This window comes from Actinomadura harenae, assembly GCF_003696215.1.
GTDB lineage: Bacteria > Actinomycetota > Actinomycetes > Streptosporangiales > Streptosporangiaceae > Spirillospora > Spirillospora harenae.
In genome coordinates, this window is sequence record NZ_RFFG01000026.1 from 80,551 (window position 1) to 99,836 (window position 19,286).

The window sequence follows — 19,286 nt, forward strand, 5'->3', positions numbered from 1 at the left end:
GGCTCGTCCCGAGCCCGAATCGCCACGTTCGGGAGAAGGACGCCTACCAGGAGGCGGGCCCGTACACCGAGCGGGCCCATGCGTCCCGGTCCCAGCCGGTGACGGCACGGCCGGTGATCGCGGTGATGGCTGCGGCGGCCGCGGCTTGGGCGCCCGGTGGTGTCGCTGGGGCGCAAGCTGTTGCCGAGCAGCCGAACTCGGGCGCCTCGATGTCGCCGTCCAGGCCGGTCAGTCCCCATCGGCCCTCATCGCGCCAAAGGCACGCGTCGGTGTCGTCCCAGCCGCCCCCATGGCCGCCTCCGGTCTGCGCCTCCGATTCCGGTTCGGGCTGGGGCCGCCGTTCCCGAGGGGCGGCCAGTACCTCGGCGGCGGCCGCGGTCATCGCGCCGCGGCGGCCGTCGGTGTCGCTGGTCATCCTGGTCATCCTGGTCGTCAGGTCGGAGAGGGGCAGACGCAGCGTGGCCGCGGCGTCGGCGACCTCGGCCCGGCGGGACGCCCAGGCGCGTCGGTGCCGGGTCTGCTCGGAGGTGGGGTCGGCGTAGCGGTGCCGGGCGTGATGGGCCTCCTGGCGGCAGGCCGGTGAGCAGTACCGGCGGCGTGGGCCCGCGTCGGGCGGCAGCAGCTTGGAGCAGACCGCGCTCGCACACCGCCTCGGGCCTGTGTCCACGCTGGTGTCCGCCATGGCGTAACGGTGCAGCCGAGACCACGGCCCGGGTTCCGCCACGGCATAACGGAGGCGGACCCTGACCCGCGCTCGGGGGCAGGGGCAGCCTCAGCCCCGGGGCCCGGGGGGGCGCGTGGAGGTGCCGACGAGGGGCGGGCTTGGCGTTCCCGGCGTCAGGAGACTCGGGCGACCGCGAAACCGGTGGGAAGGGCTCCTTCGCCCAGGACGACGGTGTAGAGGTTGTTGAAGGCGTTAGCGCGCAGGTAGCGGCCGGTACCTACGCTGTAGAACTGCTTGTTGTTGTCGGGGCCGCTGGTGCGCCACTGCTCGTAGCGGTTGTCGGATTTGCAGGGGGAGGTGTAGACCGAGCCGGTCCTGTCGCCGTCCAGGCATCGGCCTGTGGCGACGTTGCGCAGGAGCACGGACTTGTCGGGGCCCGGGGTCCATACCCACTGCTGGGTGCGGGAGCCCTGGGCGCACTTGCGCATGGAGGCGTGGGGGCCGCTGTGGTTGGTCAGGCACCCGTACGGCGTCTTGACACTGACGACGGACCGCGGCGGCGGGTCGGCCGCAGCAGCCGCCGTTCCCTCCGGGCTCATCACCGCCAGACCCGCCACCGTCACGCCGGCGAACGCGGAAGAGATGATGAAGCGCATGAGGCTCTCCTATCGGGTTCCGAGGTGGGATGGCGGTTGGCGCCCGTGGTGCGCTTCGCAGTCTCCCCGTCACCATCGATGAGTGACAGGCTACGAAGGGTCACTATTGACTCCTATAGGTGACATGCAGCTCTGTAGCTGCGGTTACGCCGCCGGCTGCCCCGAGAGGACCGCCAGGCGAGGCGTGTCGTAAAACGTTCGATTCTCGGGGCTGAGGAACGGGGCTGGGCGGGGCGCCGCCCTCACCGGCGTGGGCTGCATCCGGATCTTCGCCGACCAGCAATCCGGCAAGAACGCCGACCGCGACGAGCTGATCAAGGCGATGGACTACCTGCGGCCCGGCGACACCCCGGTCGTGCCCTCGCTGGACCGGCTGGTGTTGATCAAGGGGGCGTGTTCACGCGAAGCGGGGTCCCCTTGATCAACCCCAGCCGCGGCCCGGACCTCCACTTTCCCCGTCCGCCCACCACCAGGCCATGGCCGCCCGTCAACGCCCCCGTTGACCGTCCATCACCAACACCGCGTCCGCCCAATGCCGTTCCCGGTGGCCGTACACCGCTAGATCTTGACCGCCTACCCCCAGGTCTCAGTGGCCACTAGCACGGGGCAAGCGTCTAGCTCTGACGGTGTCTTTCCGGCGTATTCCGGCCGCCCCCAAGAAGCCCATGGCCGATCAAGCTAGCGACCAGCTCGGCGTCCCGCTCCCGAAGCTGACCCCAGCCCCAAAGTCGGTGTCCGGCTGAGCTCCTGGTGGGGGCAGGCCCACCTCGGCCCGCCGCGGTGCGGGCGCCCAAAAAGAACTGGACTCCGGAGCCGGGGCCCGCGAAGTCCAGATGGAGCTTGAGTGTCCGAGCCAAGATTCGAACTTGGGACCCCCCGCCGAAGAGACGGGTGCTCTATCCACTGAGCTAATCGGACCCCTTCAGGCTAGCTCCACCGAAAGATCAACGGTGCCCAACCACACAAAGTGTCAGTCACCTTCCGCCCGGTGCGGACCCCGCACCCGCGCTCCGGCAGCTCGAGGTGCTCGCGGAGCTGGTTTCCACTCGTCGACGAGGATGCAGGCGGGTTCACGGGCGTGGGCCAGGGCGAGCTGGGACGCGACCGTGACTTAGCGCATCGCTACCTTGGGGCTGGGGTCAGCTTCGGAAGCGACGCCAGCTCCGAAGACCGCGACGCCAGGCCATCCCCGCGGCCCCTTTCTCCCGTATTCCGGTCGCCCCCCAACGGGAGGCGCGGCGTTCGCGCTCGTCTTCGGGTTGGAGATCCTCTTCGCGACCTTCTTCATCTGGGGACTGCCGCGCTGACGCCCGCAGATCGGTCGCCGATGCGTCGACGACGGCCGGGGCGGCGCGGCCCGTGCGTGTTTGTCCGGCGTTGGTGGGTGGGGGTTGTCAGACAATTCTCCGCCTCCAAGGCTGGGTCCGAGCGGCCGTCCCCGGCCGTGCACCCCCGCATCCGGCATCCGGCGCAAGGGAGAAGCATGCGCGCACACCTCAAGATCCTCATCGCCGCCGCGGCGGCGACCGTGGGCCTCGGCCTGGCCGCCGCCCCCGCCCACGCGGGTGAGGAGATATGGCCGGGCAAGGGCGGGTTCGCTCCGGCGAGCGACGACTTCTACCCCGGCGGTGGCACCTTCGCCCCGCCGAAGGAGGACTTCTACCCCGGCGGTGGCACCTTCGCCCCGCCGAAGGAGGAGCCCTGGCCGAGCAGCGGCGGGTGAGGTTTCCCGGCCGTGCCACGGTGGGGTCCTGCGGGGGTCGCCCCCGCGGACCGGCCGCCGGGGCGCGGCCGGGAGCCCCCGGTGGCACGCCGCGATAGGCCGTGGGCGGGATAAGGGCAGCCGGGGACCGGGCTGATCCTTCGCCGGAGTCCGGTCAGCCGCCCTAAGGCCGCCGCCTTCCCCCGCCAGAAGTCGCCGCGCGAGTTCGACTTCGAGGCCAACCGGGCATCGACCCCGCCACCATCCACGCCCTGGCCACCAAGCTGGTGAACGAGTTGGTCGAGGCGGCCGACGACAAGCCGCTGATCAAGACCATCGCCCGCTACGGCCGCGGCGCCGAACTGCTGTTCCGGGTTCTCACCAAGCGCGAGGAGAAGAACAGCCTGGCCGTCGCTCCCAACGAAGCCTTCGGCGGCACCATCATCGAGACCGGCGCCGACTCCCACCGGTTTGCCCAGCCCCGCGCCCGAGCTCGTGCTGCCGGCTGAGACGCTGCCTTCAAGCGTGGGTGGATCGAGGGCGTGGAAATGCCGTCGCCACCCGGACGGCGCGTCATTACTCTCGGCCGGATGAGTGAAGATCTTCTGGCCGCCTATGACCAGCATCTGCGCGGAACAGGCGTCCCGGCACTGGGCGCTTGGATCGAGCGGGACGGTCCGCTGCTGCGGATCGTCGGGGAGCATCGCGGCTTCGTCACCGGGCCGCGCGACCTGTCCGGCCATGACGTCGAAGCTCTCATCGCCGCGCAGATCGCCTTCTTCGGCGGCCGCGGTGAGGCCGTGGAGTGGAAGGCCTGTGGCCACGACCTCCCTCATGACCTGCCCGACCGGCTGCGAGCCGCGGGATTCGTCGCCGACCCCACCGAGACGGTCGTCATCGGCGGTATCTCCGACACACTGACCGCACCGTCCGCCCCCGATGGCGTGGTGATCCGCAGGGTCGGCCGCGAGGCGATCCCCGCGATCGTGGCGATGGAGTCGCAGGTCTGGGAACGCGACTGCGGCTTCATCAGTGACCACCTGTCCGGCAGTCTGGCCGCCGCTCCCGACCGCCTGGCGATCTTCACAGCCGAAGCCGCCGGCCAGGTCGTCGGCGCGGCCTGGGTGGAGCTCATCGAGGGCGGGGTCTTCGCATCCCTCTGGGGCGGGTCGACGCTGAAGGAGTGGCGAGGCCAGGGCATCTACCGGGCCCTCGTGGCCGTCCGAGCGCGCCTGGCCGCCGAGCATGGCTACCGATACCTGCACGTCGACGCCTCCGACGACAGCCGCCCCATCTTGGAGCGTCTCGGCTTCACCGCGATCACCACCACGACCCCCTACATCTGGTCGCCGCCGGCCTGATCACCAGCGCACCTGGCGTACTCCACCCCCGCCACCGTCGCTGATCCTCATCGACATCACCGCCTCCCAGCCTCCACAGCCGTCACTCGAACCCGCGCACAAACGTTGCTGAACCTCACGGCTGCAGCCGTCCTCAATGGCGCGACGTTCAGTGCCGACGCCTCCTTCGAGTAACCGAGGTTCGGCTGAGGCGCGTCCGCGTGGCGGTCAGGGGTCGATTGGACGCGTCAGAGCAGCTCCTGGGCTTGCGGGACGCGGATGAGGAGATCGTGCATGGTCGCGTTCTCGTCGGGGGTGTAGGTGGCGCCTCGGATGAGGACGACAGGTGTCGCTGCGCCGGATTGCCCCATCAGGGCGGATGCCGCGGCGGCGAGCTCGTCGACGCGGTTGATGTCGCCCCAGGCCGGGTTGCCGTCCAGGTCCTTGTCGCCTGGGACGGGGCGTTCGAGGCCCGCGATCCCGGCGAGGCCGATCGCGGCGCCGGAGGATCCCTCGCGCCACTGCTGGCCAAGACTGTCGGAGATGATGACGGCGGGGCGGATCCCGGTGAGGGCGTGGAGATCGTCTCGGATGGTGCGGGCGGATCGGTCGGGATCGACCGGGAGCAGGCAGGCCCAGCCCTCGGCGAACGGGCCGGCGTTGCTGCTGTCGACGCCGCCGGAGGTGTCGACGATGCCGCGGTTGTCGAGAGTGATGATGTGGCGGCCGAAGATCGCCAGGACGTCCTGCGATTCGGTGAGGATCAGCTCGCACAGGCGAGGGTCACGGCCGGTGCGGTGGGCGAGCTCCTCAGCACGGTCGCCCGGGGTGACCGAGTCGAGGGACACGATGCGCCCTTCGGCCTTGGACACGATCTTCTGCGCGACGACCAGGACGTCGCCAGGCTGAAGGACATGTCCGTCGCACGCGATCGCGTCAGCGATGAGCCGGCCGAGCTCGTCGCCGGTGTGGATGCGTGGCATGCCGGGGATGGCCCGCAGGCGCATGTCCCAGGTGGTCATCTGAGCTCCAGCCATACTCGAAGGCGATCGGGGCTGAGGTCTTCATCGTTCGCGCCGAGAGGTGTCGGGCAAGAGATGCAGGGCGCCCGTCATGTTGGATCGACCGGTTCTGCGGCAAAGCGTGAGGTTTCGGGGAACGGTTGATCTCCTGGTGGCCGCGCGCGGTGGCGGTGAGCTCGTCGGTAGGAGGCTCGATGCCGTCGATGGTGAGGCGGCGCGCCCGGTGACCGATGGGTACTGGCGTGCCAGCAGCGTGTAGGCGTCGCCGCCGCGTCCCGCGCGGGTGAGGAGACGGGCGAGGCTGTCCAGGGGTTCGAGTGCGCGCCGCACGGTGTCGGCACGCGGTCGGCCTGGTGGGATCCATGTGGTCACTCCCAGGTGACCACGATGGGCCGGTGCGGGCGCTGGAGGACGAACCGGCCGGTGCCGGGGGTGCTGCTGCCCAGGTCGGTGCCCGGGTCAGGCAGCGCGAACGAGGCCGTCCGGTTCCGCCAATGCGTGTTGAAGGTCTGGACCTGGTTCGCGACCTGGTCTGCGAGAGCTGCGCCGTCGGGGCCGTGGCCGACGACACCGACCTCGACGTCCTCCTGGCCGCGCCGCGAGGTCAGGTACGCCAGGCTGCTTCCGCTGGTGGTGGCCATCGCGCCCCAGCCGAACAGCGGCGTCACGGTCCCGCGCTCCTTGGCCGCGGGCTGGACCTGCATGCGCATCAGCGGGTTGGGGAGCGTGAGCGACAGCCACAGCTCCATCCACTCCATGGATGTGGTGTGACCGAAGCGGGCGCCGGTCCATGCCTCGTGCCGGGGCGTGGTGAAGATGCCGGCGAGGGCCGTTCCGTCGGCCTGCTGGTCCTTGTGGATCTGGAGTGCGACGTCGCTTTCGGGGGTGAGGTGGACGGTGCGGCGCGGGTCGTCTCCGATCCCTCGCAGCGGCATGAACACGGCGAGCCGGCTGTCGACCGAGGACCAGGCGTCCCGGGTGCGTTCGAAGGCGATGGACCGGGATGCGGTGCCGCGAAGCCGGACGGGGACGACCAGGCGCCCGTCGCGGGCGGTCTGCTCCAGCCACGGGGCCGGGACCTCCCATGCGCCGACCGTCGCGATCACCCGGTCGTAGGGCGCGCCCTCTGGGTGGCCGAGGGCACCGTCTCCCAGGATCGCGGTGACGTTGGTGACGTCGGCGTCGGTCAGGTGTGCGCGAGCCCCGTCGACGAGGTCTTCGTCGACGTCGATGGTGACGACGCGGCCGGCGGGGCCGACGATGTGGCCCATGAGCGCGGCGTTGTAGCCGGTTCCGGCTCCGGCTTCCAGGATCGCGTGGCCGGGCTGGGCGTCGAGCTGGCCGAGCATCATCGCGACGATGCCGGGCTGGGACGCGGCGGAGATGTTCGCGCCCGTCCCGTCGTACTTGGTGTAGACGGGGGTGTCGGCGTAGGCGTCCGCGAGCGGCACCCCGGGCACGAACCTGTCGCGGGGCACCTCCCGCAGCGCGCTCTCGATCGGGGTGCCGGGGGCGACGAGGCCCTGCTGGACGAGCCTGGCGGTCAGGTCGGCGCGGAGCTCGCCTGCAGTAGGTTTGTGATTACTGAGTGTGGTCATGGTGGAGACCTTAGACGCCGTCGTCGCCAAGGTACGGCTCGGTCGGACGCACCACGTAGCTCAGGACATCGGCGGCCAGAGGATCGTGCGGGGCGCGGCGCAGCAGGTAGCCGCCGACGCCGGTCAGCCTGCGGATCACGTCGAACTCCGCCACGTGCGCAACCTCGCCAGCGTCCAGCCGGGTCCGGGCGTCGGTGCGGACCGCAGCGTCCAAGTGGTGCTGAGCGCGGGCGGTGATTTCGGTACGGGTGCGGCGTCTGGTCTGCCCGGCGCGGGGATGCCTTCATCAGACGTTCCGTGAGCAGGTGCCCGGCTGCTCGAGCGGTACCAGCGTCGAACGAGCAGGCTCACCGGCCGACTGGGCGCGGTGGTTCGGGGGCCGGCCGGGCGGGCGCTCAGGTCGTCCAGGGCCGGGTCTCGACGACGGTGCTGCCGGTGGCGCCGCTTCTCAGTGCGCCGCCCCCTGCTCCTGGCGTACTTGCCGCCCCATCCGATGTAGATCTGCCTGCGGTTCGTCCGATTTTGGCCCCTCTGGTCCCCCGTCCCGGAATCCCCTCGTACGGCGACGACCGGCTGCGGGCGTTTCGTGGTGTGGGGTGTTCGGGTGCCTGCCGGGTGGGGCGTGTGGTGTCTGTGGGACGGCCCGGGGTTGTGGGTTTCCGGGCGCGTCCGCTGGAGGTGGGTGGGTCATTCCGTGGTGGACGGGGTGGGTTCGGGGGCGGTGGTCTGCTCTCCCGGTTCTCCCGCGTCTGGGTCCGTGGCGGGTTGGGGGGTGGGGCGGCGGAGGACGGTGTAGGCGACGGCGGCTGCGGCGATGCCGCCGAGGACGCCGACGATGGCGATGGTGGTCATGGCGTGGACGAAGGCGTCGCGGGCGGTGTGGGCGAGGGCGGTGTCGTGGGTTCGGGTGGCCAGGGCGAGGGCGTCGCCGAGGGATTCGCGGGCGGGGCCGGTGATGGTGTCGGGCAGGTTGCGGGAGTAGGCGGTGGTCAGGACGGTGCCGAGGATGGCGACGCTGAGGGCCTGGCCGATCTGCTGGACGGTGTCGTTGACGGCGGAGCCGACTCCGGCGCGGTCCTTGGGGAGGGCGGCGAGGAGGGTGCCGTAGGCGGCGGGTCCGGCGGTGCCGCTGCCGGCGCCCATGACCATGAGGGCGGCGACGAGGTGGGGGTAGCCGTCGCCGGGGCGGATGAGGGCGAGGAGGCCGAATCCGGCGGCGAGGAGGAGGAGTCCGGTGGCGAGGGCGGCGCGGGTGCCGAGTTTGCGGTCGAGGGCGACGCCGATGCCGTTGAAGGCGATGACGGTGACGAGCATGGGCATGAAGGCCAGGCCGGTCTTGAGGGGGGTGTAGTCGAGGACGAACTGGAGGTACTGGGTGAGGGCGAGGGTGAGGCCGCCGGCGGACAGGGACATCAGGACGATGGAGAGGCTGGCGCCGGTGAAGTTGCGGTTGGCGAACAGGGCGATGGGGAGCATCGGGTGGGGGGTGTGGCGTTCCCAGAGCGCGAAGCCGGTGAGACCGAGGGCGGCGAGCGCGAAGCCGATGAGGACGGTGGGGGCGGTCCAGCCGTGGCGGGCGATGTTGATGACGGCCCAGACGAGGGCGGTCATGCCGGTGGTGGACAGCAGGGCGCCGGGCAGGTCGGGGCGGTTGGCGGGGCCGCGGGATTCGGGGATGACGATGAGGGCGGCGATGACGCCGAGGATCGCGACGGGGATGTTGATGAGGAAGACCGAGCCCCACCAGTAGTGCTGGAGGAGGAGTCCGCCGGCGACGGGGGCGCCGAGGGCGCCGACCATGAGGGCCGAGCTCCAGATCGCGATGGCCTTCTTGCGTTCGTCGTCGTCGAAGACGGTGGTGAGGATCGACAGGGTGCCGGGCATGAGGAAGGCGCCGCCGATGCCCATGAGGGCGCGGGCGGTGATGAGTTCGGTGGGGTCGCCGGCGTAGGCGGCGAGGCCTGAGGCGCCGCCGAAGAGGATGAGGCCGGTGATGAGGCCGAGGCGGCGGCCGTAGCGGTCGGAGAGGGCTCCCGCGGTGAGGAGGAGTCCGGCGAACACCAGGATGTAGGCGTCGAGGATCCACTGGATGTCGGCGTTGCTGGCGCCGAGGTCGCGGATGAGTGAGGGGATCGCGACGGTCAGGACGGTGTTGTCGATGACGACGACGAGGAGGCTGAGGCAGAGGACGGCGAGGATGAGCCAGCGCCGTGGATCCGGCGTGGTGGTGGGCATGGGGGTGCTCACTTCCTATCGTACGGTGCACGATTTTTCGAACACTGTACTACTCGTCGCACGCTGTACGACGGTAGGTAGGGTGAAGGCCTGCTCCCTGCCCGGGGACCTGGTGAGATCGAAGGACGTGTGATGCCGCGGAAGACCGACCCGATCAGCGACTCGGTGTGGATGCGTCCTGAGCGTCCGCGCCGGGGCCGTCCGCAGCTGAGCCGGGGGGAGATCGTGACGGCGGCGGTGGCGCTGCTGGACGCCGAGGGCCTGGAGGGGTTCAGCATGCGGCGGCTGGGCGCGGCGCTGGGGGCGGGCGCGACGTCGCTGTACTTCTATGTGGACGGCAAGAACGAGCTGCTGGATCTCGCGATGGACGAGATCATGGGCGAGGTGCCGCTGCCGGGCCCGGAGGTGAGGTGGCGGGAGGCCGCGGCGGGGTTCGTGCGGGAGATGCGGCGGATGCTGGTCCGGCATCCCTGGGTGATCGGGTTGTTCGGGACGCGGTTGACGATCGGCCCGAACTCGTTGCGGTTCAGTGACCGGTTCATCGAGGTGTTCCTCTCGGCGGGGTTCTCCGGGCAGGCGGTGTCGTGGGCGAGTTCGGTGCTGATGTCGCACGCGGTCGGGTCGGCGGCGGGTCAGGCGTCCTACCAGCGGGCGACCGAGGGGCTGGGCCTGGAGCACGAGGAGCTGCTGGAGCGGTTCGATCCGTTTGTGGTGGAGCAGGCGGAGCGGTATCCGGCCTACGCGCGGTGGTGGCTGGAGAACCGGGACCAGATGGCCGGGTGGGACGGTCCTGAGGAGGGCGCGGAGTTCGGCGCGCAGCGGATCCTGGACGGCCTGGAGCTGTGGCTGCACCGCGAGCACCTCGAGGCGGTCTCCCCCGCCCGCCCGAAGCGGGCCACGGGCGGCGACGCCGCGTCCGACGCCGCGTCCGACACCGCGTCCGACACCGCGTCTGACGCGGACGCGGACGTGAACGCGGATGCTGTGAGCGGGCAGCGGCCCGCCGATCGCTGACGGCCGTGGACGCGCTGATCCCGCGTCCGCCTGCCGAACTCGCGCCGGGTGTCGTCCTTGTTCCCGGCTGGCTGGGGCCCGGGGTGCAGGCGCGGCTGGTGGAGGCGTGCCGGGAATGGGCGCGTGGCCCCGCCGGGATGCGGCGGGTGCGGCTTCCGGGTGGCGGGGTGATGTCGGTGCGGACGGTGTGCCTGGGGTGGCACTGGGAGCCGTACCGGTACGTCCGGGCCGTCGACGGTGTTCCGGTGAAGCCGTTCCCGGAGTGGCTGGCGGAGCTGGGCGGTCGGGCGCTGGCGGACGCGCGCGGCCTGTCCCCCGCGTTGGCCGCGGATCCGGCGGCCGACGGCTGGGATCCGGACGTGGCCCTGGTGAACTTCTACGACGCCGACGCCCGGATGGGGCTGCACCAGGACCGGGACGAGCGCAGCGCCGCGCCGGTGGTGTCGTTCAGCGTGGGCGACACCGGGGTGTTCCGGCTGGGGAATCCGGAGGGGCGGGGGCGCCCGTGGCGGGACGTGCCGTTGGAGTCGGGTGACGTCCTGGTGTTCGGGGGGCCGAACCGGCTGGCGTTCCATGGGGTGACGCGGGTGCTGCCGGGGACGGGCCCGTCCGGTACCGGCATGGGCGCGGGGCGCCTGAACCTCACGCTCCGCGTCACCGGTCTGTGAGCGCTCCCCCACCAATGAGCGTCCCCCTCGGCCGGTTCGGTGGCCGAGGGGGACGTGGGCGATGTGGGGTGGAGGTGAGGCGTCAGGCGGAGTGGGTGAACTCGGCGCGGAGGCGGTCCAGGCCCATGGGGCCGAGGTCCAGGGCGTGCTGGTGGAACGCCCGGAGGTCGAACGCGGCGCCGTCGCGGTGGCGGGCGGCCTCGCGGGCCTCCAGCCAGATCCGCTCGCCGAGCTTGTAGGCGATGGCCTGGCCGGGGCGTCCGAGGTAGCGGTCGATCTCGAAGGCGACCTCGGCGGGGGTCATGGCGCCGCCGTGGCGGGTGAGGAACTCGCGGCCGAGGTCGGCGTTCCAGCGCTCGCCCTCGTGGAAGCCGGTCCCGGCGGGGATCGGGAGTTCCAGGTGCAGGCCGATGTCCAGGACGACGCGGGCGGCGCGCAGCTGCTGTCCGCCGGCGAGCATGCCGAGGCGGTGGGCGGGGTTGCGGTAGTAGCCGAGTTCGTCCATCAGGCGTTCGGCGTACAGGCCCCAGCCCTCGCAGTGGCCGGGGTGGAGTTCGCTGGAGGTCCGCTGGAAGCGGTTGAGGGTGGTGGTGTTGAGGGTGGTCGCGCCGAGTTGCAGGTGGTGGCCGGGGACGCCCTCGTGGTACATGGTCGCCGGAACGGTCCAGGTGATCATGTCGGCGTCGGGGGCGGGGACGGTCCACCAGACGGTGCCGGGGCGGGAGAGGTCCTCGGCGGGGGCCAGGTAGTAGATGCCGGAGTCGACCGGGGGGATGCGGCAGTCGACGGTGCGGAGCGGTTCGGGGATGGTGAAGTGGGTGCCGTCCAGGTCGTCGATGGCGCGGTCGGCGAGGTCCTGGATGTGGCGGCGGAACGCCTCGGCGCTGGTGACGCGGTGGGCGGGGTCGGCGTCGAGGGCGGCGATGACCTCGGCGACGCGCGCGCCGGGCAGGATCCGGGCGGCCTCCTCGGCCATCTCGGCCTCGACGCGGGCGAGTTCGGCCCAGCCCCAGGCGTAGGTCTCCTCCAGGTCCAGGGTGGTGCCGAGGTAGTCGCGGACGCCGAGGGCGTAGGCGTCGCGGCCCAGGGCGTCGTGGGCGGGGGCGTGGGGGGCGATCTCGGTTTCGAGGTAGTGGGCGAAGTCGTGGAGGGCGGCCGCGGCGGCGCGCGCGGCGGCCGTGAGGGGTTCGGCGAGGGGGCCGCCGCCGTACTGGGCGTAGCGGTCGGCGAGGCCGGTGAGGTAGGCGGGGGCGATCCGGCACACCTCGATGTTGCGCTGGACCTGGCGGAGCGGCGCGACGCGTCCGCGCTGGCGGGCGGCGGTGAGGGTGGTGGTGAGCCCGGCGAGGACGGCGGGGAACGCCGACAGGCGGGCGAGGACGGGTTCCCAGCGGGTCGCGGGGCCCTGGTCGAGGAGTTCGACGGCCTGCCGCAGCCGCTGGACGGGCCCGTCGGTGGTGTCGAGGAGCTGGTCGCGGACGCCGGCGTCGGCGAGGGCGATCTCGGTTTCGAGGCGGTCGCGCAGGACGGCGGCGGCGATCCGCGCCCCGCCCGTGTCGTCGACGGGGGTCTTGTCGAGTTCGGCGAGGGTGCGGCGCGCCAGGTCGGTGCGGGCCGCTTCGCCGTCGGGGCTGTAGTCGGTGAGCCGGTCGTCCTGCCCGGCGATGCCCATCATCGCGGCCAGGCAGGGGTCCAGCGCGGCCATCTCGTCGACGTGGCGGTCGGCCAGCGCGTCCAGGGAAGTGATCATCTCCCCAGCGTAGGGCCCGGCGGCGGGCGGTCACGCGGTGCCCGTTCCGCGTGTCCGTGATCTTGTGGTCCGGTCAGGTGGAGTCGGTGGCCAGGCGCAGGCCGAAGCCGAGGAGGACGACGCCGGACACGCGTTCCAGGACGCGGCGGACGCGGGGCCGCCGCAGGACGCGTCCGGCGCCGCCGGCGAGCCACACGATCGGCGTGTACCAGGCCAGGTCGACCAGGGCCCACAGCACCGACAGCCCGATGAGGGTGAGGGGGACGGACGCGCCGTGCGGGACGAACTGCGGCAGGAACGACACGGCGAACACGCCGGCCTTGGGGTTGGCGAAGCTGGTCACCACGCCCTGCCGGTAGCTCCGTCCCACGCCCGTCGGCGCTGCGTCCTCGCCGCCCGCCGCCTCCGAATCCGCCCCTTCCGCAGACGACGCAGACGCCGCGGATGACGTGGACGCCGTGGAAGCGGTGGGCTTCGCGCGGCGGGACTGCCAGAGGGCCCGGAGCCCGAACCAGACCAGGACGGCGGCGCCCGTGATCCGCAGGACGTCGTAGGCGACGCGGGAGGCGACCAGCAGCGCCGACAGTCCCAGTGCGGCGGCCAGGCCCCAGGCCAGGACGCCGGTCTCGTTCCCCAGGACGGTCGCCAGTCCCGCGCGGCGTCCTTCGCGCGCGGCGCGCTGGACGATCACCACGGTGCTGGGTCCGGGCACCATCGCGATGAGGAACGCCGCGCCGAGGAAAGCCACCAGTTCGTTCACGGGTGCATCCTCGCCGCGCGCCGCGTCCCGTGGCAAGACCGCCCGGCGGCCCGCCGGCGCGCCGGGGGCGGCGTCAGACGGATCCGGCGCCGCCGCCGTCGTCGCCGGGTGAGCCGGTCGGGCCCGGGGTCACGGGTGAGGTGCCCCGGGGGGTCGGCGTCGGCGAGGGCGACGGGGTCGCCGGGGTGGTCGGCGGTGGCGTGTCCGACGGGCTCTCGAGGGTCGGTTCGGGGGGCTGCGGCGGCGGGGTCTTCACCGTCGGCTGGCAGGCGAACAGGACCAGCAGCAGGACCGCGAGGACGGCCAGGACTCCGGCGAGGGTGAGGATCGCGGCGACCAGGCCGCGTTCCGGGGGCCGTTCGGGGGGCGGCCCGGCGGGCAGCGGCGGTCCCAGGGGGGCCTCGAGGGCGGGTTCGCCGGTGCCGCCCGCCCAGTACGGCTGGAACAGGGGGCCGCGGCGGCGCACGCCGCCCCAGCGTCCGCGGAGCGCGCCGCGCGGGACGACGGGCTCGAGGAACCGTTCCGCGCCGGGCGTGTGGCCGTCGAAGGTGGTCGCGATCCAGGGGGCGGGCCCGTCGGGCTGCGCCGCGAGGATCTCCGCCACTCCCCCGGGCCCGCCACCTACCACGGGCGCGGGCGCGGCTGCGGGTCCGGTGCCGAAGCCGGGTGTTTCGTCGTGCGCGGCGAACACCGGACGCGCCTGACCGTCCACGGCCGCCCCCGCCCCCGGGTCCGGCCCTGCTCCGGGCGCCGCCGGGGCAGGCGCGGGGGTGGGGTCGGTGAGGGTGGGCGCGGCGGTCCCCGGGACGGTTCCGGTGGCGCCGGGGATGGGCGCGGGGAGGTGGCCGGGGGCGTGAGAGGTTCCTGCCAGGCCCGCCAGGATCGCGGCGCGGAACCGGTCGCGGGCGGCGGCGTCGGAGGCGGCGTCGCGGGACAGGACCGCGACGCTCGCGCGGCGTCCCTGGTCGTCCACGCCGAGGTACACGATCCCGGCCGCGTTCTCGGTGAGCCGGGCCGTCAGCCGGAACGGCCCCACCCGGACAGGATCCCCGGAGGGCAGCGGCCGTGACATGTCCGTCAGCCTAACAACACCCGCCCGCTCCGGGATCCCGCCCGTGGCGGCGGCCGCCGACCGCCCCTGCGGGCGTCGCGCCGGCCGCCGGGCGGGGCGTTCCTGTGGGGCTCCCGGGGCGATCGTGCCGGGCCTGGCCGGATGGTGTCCGCAGGGCAAGGGTGGGTGTTCCCCGCCACACCCCTCGGAGTGATCGCGTAAGGTCGGAAAAGGGGCCGCACCGGCACGGGGCGTCCCCGCCCGCCGTGGCCCGCCGGGACGCGCGGCCGGCGCCCTTGGAGGTTTCGGTGGCGCCGTCCCGCCCCTGGTCGGGGCTCCGGGCGCCGCGCCTCGTGCCGCACCGCCCGTCCGTCCATTGCCGTCCATCCAGTGAGGGACCCGCAGATGACCGTCGCCGCCCACGACGTCGACCAGGCCGCCGCGCTGCTCCAGCGGACGGTCACGGAGGTCAAGAAGGTCATCGTCGGGCAGGAGCACATGGTCGAGCGGATGGTGGTGGCGCTCCTCGCGCGCGGCCACTGCCTGATCGAGGGTGTGCCGGGTGTCGCCAAGACGCTGGCGGTCGGGACGCTCGCGCGGGTGGTGGGCGGGACGTTCGCGCGGTTGCAGTTCACGCCGGACCTGGTGCCGTCCGACATCGTGGGCACGCGGATCTACCATCCCTCGACCGAGCAGTTCGACGTGGAGCTCGGGCCGGTGTTCGTGAACTTCGTGCTGGCCGACGAGATCAACCGGGCGCCCGCGAAGGTCCAGTCGGCGCTGCTGGAGGTCATGGCGGAGCGGCAGGTGTCGCTGGGCGGGCACACCTACAAGCTGCCCGCGCCGTTCATCGTGCTGGCGACGCAGAACCCGATCGAGTCCGAGGGCGTGTACCCGCTGCCGGAGGCGCAGCGCGACCGGTTCCTGATGAAGATCGACGTGCGGTATCCGGGGGCGCACGAGGAGCTGCAGATCCTGCGGCGGATGAGCGTGGACCCGCCGGAGGCCGACGCGCTCCTCACCCCGGAGATGCTGATCGGGTTGCAGCGCGCCGCGGAGGAGGTGTCGGTGCACGAGCTGGTCGCCGACTACATCGTGCGGCTGGTGATGGCGACGCGTGAGCCGGAGCAGTACCGGCTGCCGGACCTGCGGCCGGTGATCGAGATCGGCGCGAGTCCGCGGGCGACGCTGGGGCTGGTGGGCGCGGCGCGGGGTTTGGCGCTGCTGAACGGCCGTGACTACGTGCTGCCCGACGATGTGCGGGCGGTCGCGCGGGACGTGATGTCGCACCGGATCGTGCTGTCGTTCGACGCCCTCGCCGACGGTGTCGACACCGGGGACGTGGTGGAGCAGATCCTGGCGGCGGTGCCGCCGCCGCGCGTGGTGTGGAACCAGGGGACGACCGCCGGTGCCGGGGCCGGTGCCGGTCAGGTGACGGCCTGATGCCTCCCGCCACGGGCCCGTCCACACCGCCGCCGCCGTCCGATCCGGTGCCGGGCGCGGACGGCCCCGGCCATCCCGGCACCCCCGCGGCAGGTGAGGGTGCGTGGGGGCAGCGGCCGGGGTTCGCGCCGCCGCTGCCGCCCGCGCCCGAGCGGTCCGGTCCGCGGGATTCGCGGCTGGCGGAGCTGGTGCCGGAGCGGACGCTGCGGCGGCTGGAGCTGTCGGTGACGCGCCGCCTGGACGGCCTGCTGAACGGTGAGCATCTGGGGTTGCTGCCGGGTCCGGGCACCGAGCTGGCCGAGGCGCGCCTGTACCAGCCGGGTGAGGACGACGTCCGGCACATGGACTGGGCGGTGACGGCCCGCACGACCACCCCGCACGTCCGGGACCTGATCGCCGACCACGAGCTGGAGGTGTGGGCGCTGGCCGACCTCACGCCGAGCATGGGCTTCGGGACGGCGCGGATGGTCAAGCGTGACCTGGCGGTCGCGGCCCTGGCGGCGGTGGGGTTCCTGACCGTCCGGCTGGGCGACCGGGTCGGGGCGTACCTGCTGGACCGGGACCGGTTGCGGCGGCGGCCCGCCCGGACGGGGAAGGCGGCGCTGTACGCGCTGCTGCAGGACGTGCTGGACACCGATCCGCATCGTCCGGAGGCCGCGCGCCCGGGTGGGACGATCGGGCTCGCGGGTGCCCTGCGGGAGGCCGTTCCGGGTTCCGCGCCGGGAACGCTGTCGGGGGTTCTGCCCGGTGGGGTGCGGCCGGACCTGGCGGCGGGGATCGCGGCGCTGCACCGGGGTCAGACCCGCCGCGGCCTCCGCGTGATCATTTCCGACTTCCTCCCCGACGCCGCGTTCACCGGGCCCGCCGCGGCCGAGGCCGGTTCAGGCCGGGGACGGGGACGGGGCCGCCGTGGCGACGCGGCGCCCGTCCCGGACATGGCACCTGGGGAATTGCCGTGGGAGCGGCCGCTGCGGCGGCTCGCGGCGCGGCACCAGGTCCTCGCCGTGGAGATCATCGACCCGCGTGAGCTGGACCTTCCCGACATCGGCCCGGTCGTGATGACCGACCCGGAGACGGGCGCCACGCAGGAGATCCACCTGTCGCGGAAGGTCCGCGAGCGGTACGCGGCGGCGGCACGGGAGCAGCGGGAGGCGACCCGGGCGGCGCTGCGCCGCGCGGGCGCGCACCACCTGGTGCTGCGCACCGACCGTGACTGGGTCACCGACATCGCCCGGTTCGCACTGCGGCGGCGCCGGTCCGCCGGACGCGCCGCCGGCCCCGCTGGCGGCGGCTCCTCCTCTGCCGGTTCTTCGGTTGCCGGTTCTTCGTTTGCCTCTGCCCCTTCGACCGGCGGCACGTCCGCGGGAGACCACGCATGACCCTCCTGTCCCCCGGACGGCTCTGGCTGCTCCTGCTGCTCCCGCTGCTGGTGGCCGTCTACGTGCTGCTGCAGCGGCGCCGCCGCGGCTACACCGTCCGGTTCACCAACCTGGCGCTGCTGTCGCAGGTCGCGCCACGTCACCCGGGGTGGCGGCGGCATGTCGGCGCGGGCCTGTTCCTGGTGATGATCACGCTGATGGTCGTGGGGTTCGCGCGTCCCGCGGGGACGGTGAAGGTCCCCCGCGACCGGGCGACGATCATGGTGGCGGTGGACGTGTCGCTGTCGATGATGGCCAAGGACGTCCCGCCGAGCCGGGTCGAGGCGGCCAGGTCGGCGGCGAAGAAGTTCATCGGGGAGCTGCCGTCCCGGTTCAACGTGGGCGTGGTGTCGTTCGCGGGGAACGCCAACCTGATCGCCGCGCCGTCGGCGGACCGGCAGACGGCGCTGGCGTCGATCGACCAGCTGGTGCTGGCCAAGCGGACCGCGATCGGCGAGGCGGTGTTCACCTGCCTGCAGGCCGTCCGGACGTTCGACTCCCAGGCCAGCCAGGACCCGCCGCCCGCGCACATCGTGCTGCTGTCGGACGGCGACAACACCACGGGCCGGTCGGTGCAGGAGGCCGTCGACGCGGCGCGCGCCGCGCACGTCCCGGTGTCCACGATCGCGTTCGGGACGCCGTACGGCACCGTCGACATCGAGGGTGAGACGACCGGGGTGTCGGTGAACAAGGAGACGCTGCGGTCCCTGGCCGAGTCCACCGACGGCCGCGCCTACGAGGCGGAGTCGCTGGGGCAGCTCACCGACGTGTACACCCACATCGGCAGTTCCCTGGGGTTCAAGACCGAGCATCGGGACATCTCCGCCCGGTTCCTGGGCGTGGCGCTGCTGTTCGCGCTGGCGGCGGCGGGCACGTCCCTCGCCTGGTTCTCCCGCCTCCCCTGACCCGCCAGGACACACGCCGGACCGCACGCCAGGACGCTCGCGGGGGCGAAGGTCAGGGGCCGTCGTCCCGCATTTCCTGCCCTTCCCCGTCCGGGGCGGGGCCGGTGGGGGCGGCGGTGCCGAGGGTGCCGGGAAGCGGAGGGCCGGGCGGGCGGCCCCACAGCGGCGCCGGGCGCGGCAGGCAGGGCCTCAGGTCCGGCGGGGTGCGGGCCGGGGCGATCTGCAGCAGGGCCCAGGCGGCGGCCAGGCCGCAGGTGGTGGCGAACAGGTGCCCGAGGTCCCACAGGGAGTGGTTCCAGAAGACGGGCCCGACGACGCCGAAGAGGAGCCCGGCGATGCCGAAGAGGAGCCACCGGCCCCGCATCAGCAGGACGGCGGCGGCGCATCCGGCGACCATGATGTAGCTGACGCCGACGTCGGTGGTGATGGCCAGGCGGGCGGGCGCGCGGCCGTTCTCCAGGGCGTGGGTCTCGACCAGGGCGGTCAGCAGGGACCCCAGGACGTGCCCGCTCAGCCACACCAGCAGGATCCGGGGGGTGCCGTAGCGGCGTTCGGCCCAGGCGACGACGGTCACGAACAGCACCACGTACATCGCCAGGCCCTCGCCCTTGTCGGCGACCCACAGGGCGCTGTCGAGCAGGGCGCGCAGCGGCGCGCGGTGCAGGTTCCGCAGGTTGGTGCTCTGGAGGGTGGTGAGCAGGTCGATGAGCTTGGGCGGGGCGGAGAACTGGACGAGGGTGGACGCGGTGAAGACCGCGACGTAGGTGAACGTGGCGGGCGCCGACAGGGCCCAGGTGTGGGCGCGGTGCGTCCAGGGTTCGCAGGCCGCGACGATCCGGCGGGCCGGCCCCCACGCCAGTCCGAGCGCCCGCAGCGCGTACCAGCCGGCCACGACCAGTATGAATGCGACGACCATGTCCGTCCCCGACCTCACTTCGTCGGCCCTACCCCGCCTGCTGACGTTCTCAACTCTCCCCCACGCCCGCACCCGCGCGTCCCCGGCACGCCGCCCGCCCCTGGCCCGTCCCGGTGCGCCGCCGCCCCGGGGCCGGGCGCGCCG

The 19,286-nt window shown here is 73.0% G+C and carries 19 protein-coding genes, 1 tRNA gene and 1 pseudogene; 10 read left to right on the forward strand and 11 right to left on the reverse strand.

Annotated features, from left to right (window positions below; genetic code table 11):
• Positions 1-43: 43 nt before the first annotated feature.
• Positions 44-682 carry a hypothetical protein gene (locus EBO15_RS16830; RefSeq protein WP_122195337.1) on the reverse strand — a complete coding sequence of 213 codons (639 nt, stop codon included), beginning with the start codon at positions 680-682 and terminating at the stop codon, positions 44-46.
• A 155-nt stretch (positions 683-837) separates the two neighbouring features.
• Entirely contained in the window at positions 838-1,320 is a 483-nt protein-coding gene (locus tag EBO15_RS16835; RefSeq protein WP_122195338.1) for an RICIN domain-containing protein, read from the reverse strand.
• A 250-nt stretch (positions 1,321-1,570) separates the two neighbouring features.
• Here EBO15_RS16835 and EBO15_RS16840 point away from each other — a divergent pair, with 250 nt between their 5' ends.
• Positions 1,571-1,741 carry a recombinase family protein gene (locus tag EBO15_RS16840; RefSeq protein ID WP_233616246.1) on the forward strand — a complete coding sequence of 57 codons (171 nt, stop codon included), beginning with the start codon at positions 1,571-1,573 and terminating at the stop codon, positions 1,739-1,741.
• Between the two features lie 424 nt (positions 1,742-2,165).
• Here EBO15_RS16840 and EBO15_RS16845 read toward each other — a convergent pair.
• A tRNA-Lys gene (locus EBO15_RS16845) sits at positions 2,166-2,238 on the reverse strand.
• A 565-nt stretch (positions 2,239-2,803) separates the two neighbouring features.
• Between EBO15_RS16845 and EBO15_RS16850 the strand changes: the two genes are divergently transcribed.
• The 3 genes from EBO15_RS16850 (at position 2,804) to EBO15_RS16860 (ending at position 4,383) form a co-directional block, all read left to right on the forward strand.
• Positions 2,804-3,043, forward strand: a complete 240-nt coding sequence (locus tag EBO15_RS16850; RefSeq protein WP_122195340.1) for a hypothetical protein — start codon at positions 2,804-2,806, stop codon at positions 3,041-3,043.
• Between the two features lie 266 nt (positions 3,044-3,309).
• Entirely contained in the window at positions 3,310-3,531 is a 222-nt protein-coding gene (locus EBO15_RS47075) for a hypothetical protein (RefSeq protein ID WP_199744590.1), read from the forward strand.
• A gap of 81 nt (positions 3,532-3,612) precedes the next feature.
• Positions 3,613-4,383 carry a GNAT family N-acetyltransferase gene (locus tag EBO15_RS16860; RefSeq protein WP_122195341.1) on the forward strand — a complete coding sequence of 257 codons (771 nt, stop codon included), beginning with the start codon at positions 3,613-3,615 and terminating at the stop codon, positions 4,381-4,383.
• Positions 4,384-4,610: 227 nt separating this feature from the next.
• Here the strand turns inward: EBO15_RS16860 and cofE are convergent, their stop codons facing one another.
• From cofE to EBO15_RS44235, 3 genes are all read right to left on the reverse strand, one after another.
• Entirely contained in the window at positions 4,611-5,384 is a 774-nt protein-coding gene (gene cofE, locus EBO15_RS16865; protein ID WP_158628259.1) for a coenzyme F420-0:L-glutamate ligase, read from the reverse strand.
• 368 nt (positions 5,385-5,752) lie between these two features.
• On the reverse strand, positions 5,753-6,982 hold the full coding sequence (fxlM, locus tag EBO15_RS16870) for a methyltransferase, FxLD system (protein ID WP_122195343.1): 1,230 nt from the start codon (positions 6,980-6,982) through the stop codon (positions 5,753-5,755).
• A gap of 10 nt (positions 6,983-6,992) precedes the next feature.
• Positions 6,993-7,136, reverse strand: a complete 144-nt coding sequence (locus tag EBO15_RS44235; protein ID WP_158628260.1) for a hypothetical protein — start codon at positions 7,134-7,136, stop codon at positions 6,993-6,995.
• 73 nt (positions 7,137-7,209) lie between these two features.
• Between EBO15_RS44235 and EBO15_RS45335 the strand changes: the two are divergent.
• Positions 7,210-7,376: pseudogene (locus tag EBO15_RS45335) on the forward strand (ISL3 family transposase); the annotation flags it as partial.
• Positions 7,377-7,669: 293 nt separating this feature from the next.
• On the opposite strand, the gene EBO15_RS16880 reads toward EBO15_RS45335, so the two are convergent.
• Entirely contained in the window at positions 7,670-9,217 is a 1,548-nt protein-coding gene (locus EBO15_RS16880; RefSeq protein WP_122195344.1) for an MFS transporter, read from the reverse strand.
• 132 nt (positions 9,218-9,349) lie between these two features.
• On the opposite strand from EBO15_RS16880, the gene EBO15_RS16885 reads away from it, so the two are divergent.
• Both EBO15_RS16885 and EBO15_RS16890 read left to right on the forward strand, forming a co-directional pair.
• Positions 9,350-10,231, forward strand: coding sequence for a TetR/AcrR family transcriptional regulator (locus EBO15_RS16885; RefSeq protein WP_122195345.1), 882 nt, complete (start codon positions 9,350-9,352; stop codon positions 10,229-10,231).
• Positions 10,228-10,899 (forward strand): alpha-ketoglutarate-dependent dioxygenase AlkB family protein, encoded by a 672-nt coding sequence (locus EBO15_RS16890; RefSeq protein WP_199744597.1) that lies wholly within the window; start codon positions 10,228-10,230, stop codon positions 10,897-10,899. Before EBO15_RS16885 ends, EBO15_RS16890 begins: the two co-directional genes overlap by 4 nt.
• An 82-nt stretch (positions 10,900-10,981) precedes the next feature.
• On the opposite strand, the gene EBO15_RS16895 is transcribed toward EBO15_RS16890, so the two are convergent.
• The 3 genes from EBO15_RS16895 to EBO15_RS45340 all read right to left on the reverse strand — a co-directional run bounded on the left by EBO15_RS16895 (position 10,982) and on the right by EBO15_RS45340 (position 14,481).
• Positions 10,982-12,649, reverse strand: coding sequence for a DUF885 domain-containing protein (locus tag EBO15_RS16895; RefSeq protein ID WP_199744591.1), 1,668 nt, complete (start codon positions 12,647-12,649; stop codon positions 10,982-10,984).
• Between the two features lie 73 nt (positions 12,650-12,722).
• The gene (locus EBO15_RS16900; protein WP_233616247.1) at positions 12,723-13,409 is read right to left on the reverse strand and encodes a LysE family translocator; all 687 of its coding nucleotides are present in this window, start codon (positions 13,407-13,409) and stop codon (positions 12,723-12,725) included.
• Between the two features lie 73 nt (positions 13,410-13,482).
• A complete protein-coding gene (locus tag EBO15_RS45340) occupies positions 13,483-14,481 on the reverse strand; it encodes a hypothetical protein (protein ID WP_199744592.1) in 999 nt (332 codons plus the stop codon).
• A 384-nt stretch (positions 14,482-14,865) separates the two neighbouring features.
• Between EBO15_RS45340 and EBO15_RS16910 the strand changes: the two genes are divergently transcribed.
• Genes EBO15_RS16910 through EBO15_RS16920 form a run of 3 tightly spaced genes read left to right on the forward strand, consistent with a single transcriptional unit; the run spans position 14,866 to position 18,226 of the window.
• The gene (locus EBO15_RS16910) at positions 14,866-15,903 is read left to right on the forward strand and encodes an AAA family ATPase (protein WP_122195347.1); all 1,038 of its coding nucleotides are present in this window, start codon (positions 14,866-14,868) and stop codon (positions 15,901-15,903) included.
• Positions 15,903-17,282, forward strand: coding sequence for a DUF58 domain-containing protein (locus tag EBO15_RS16915; protein WP_122195348.1), 1,380 nt, complete (start codon positions 15,903-15,905; stop codon positions 17,280-17,282). The genes EBO15_RS16910 and EBO15_RS16915 overlap by 1 nt, the downstream gene beginning before the upstream one ends.
• The gene (locus tag EBO15_RS16920) at positions 17,279-18,226 is read left to right on the forward strand and encodes a VWA domain-containing protein (protein ID WP_122195349.1); all 948 of its coding nucleotides are present in this window, start codon (positions 17,279-17,281) and stop codon (positions 18,224-18,226) included. The genes EBO15_RS16915 and EBO15_RS16920 overlap by 4 nt, the downstream gene beginning before the upstream one ends.
• Positions 18,227-18,278: 52 nt before the next feature.
• Here EBO15_RS16920 and EBO15_RS16925 read toward each other — a convergent pair whose 3' ends face one another.
• On the reverse strand, positions 18,279-19,142 hold the full coding sequence (locus tag EBO15_RS16925) for a rhomboid-like protein (protein WP_199744593.1): 864 nt from the start codon (positions 19,140-19,142) through the stop codon (positions 18,279-18,281).
• Positions 19,143-19,286: the final 144 nt, after the last annotated feature.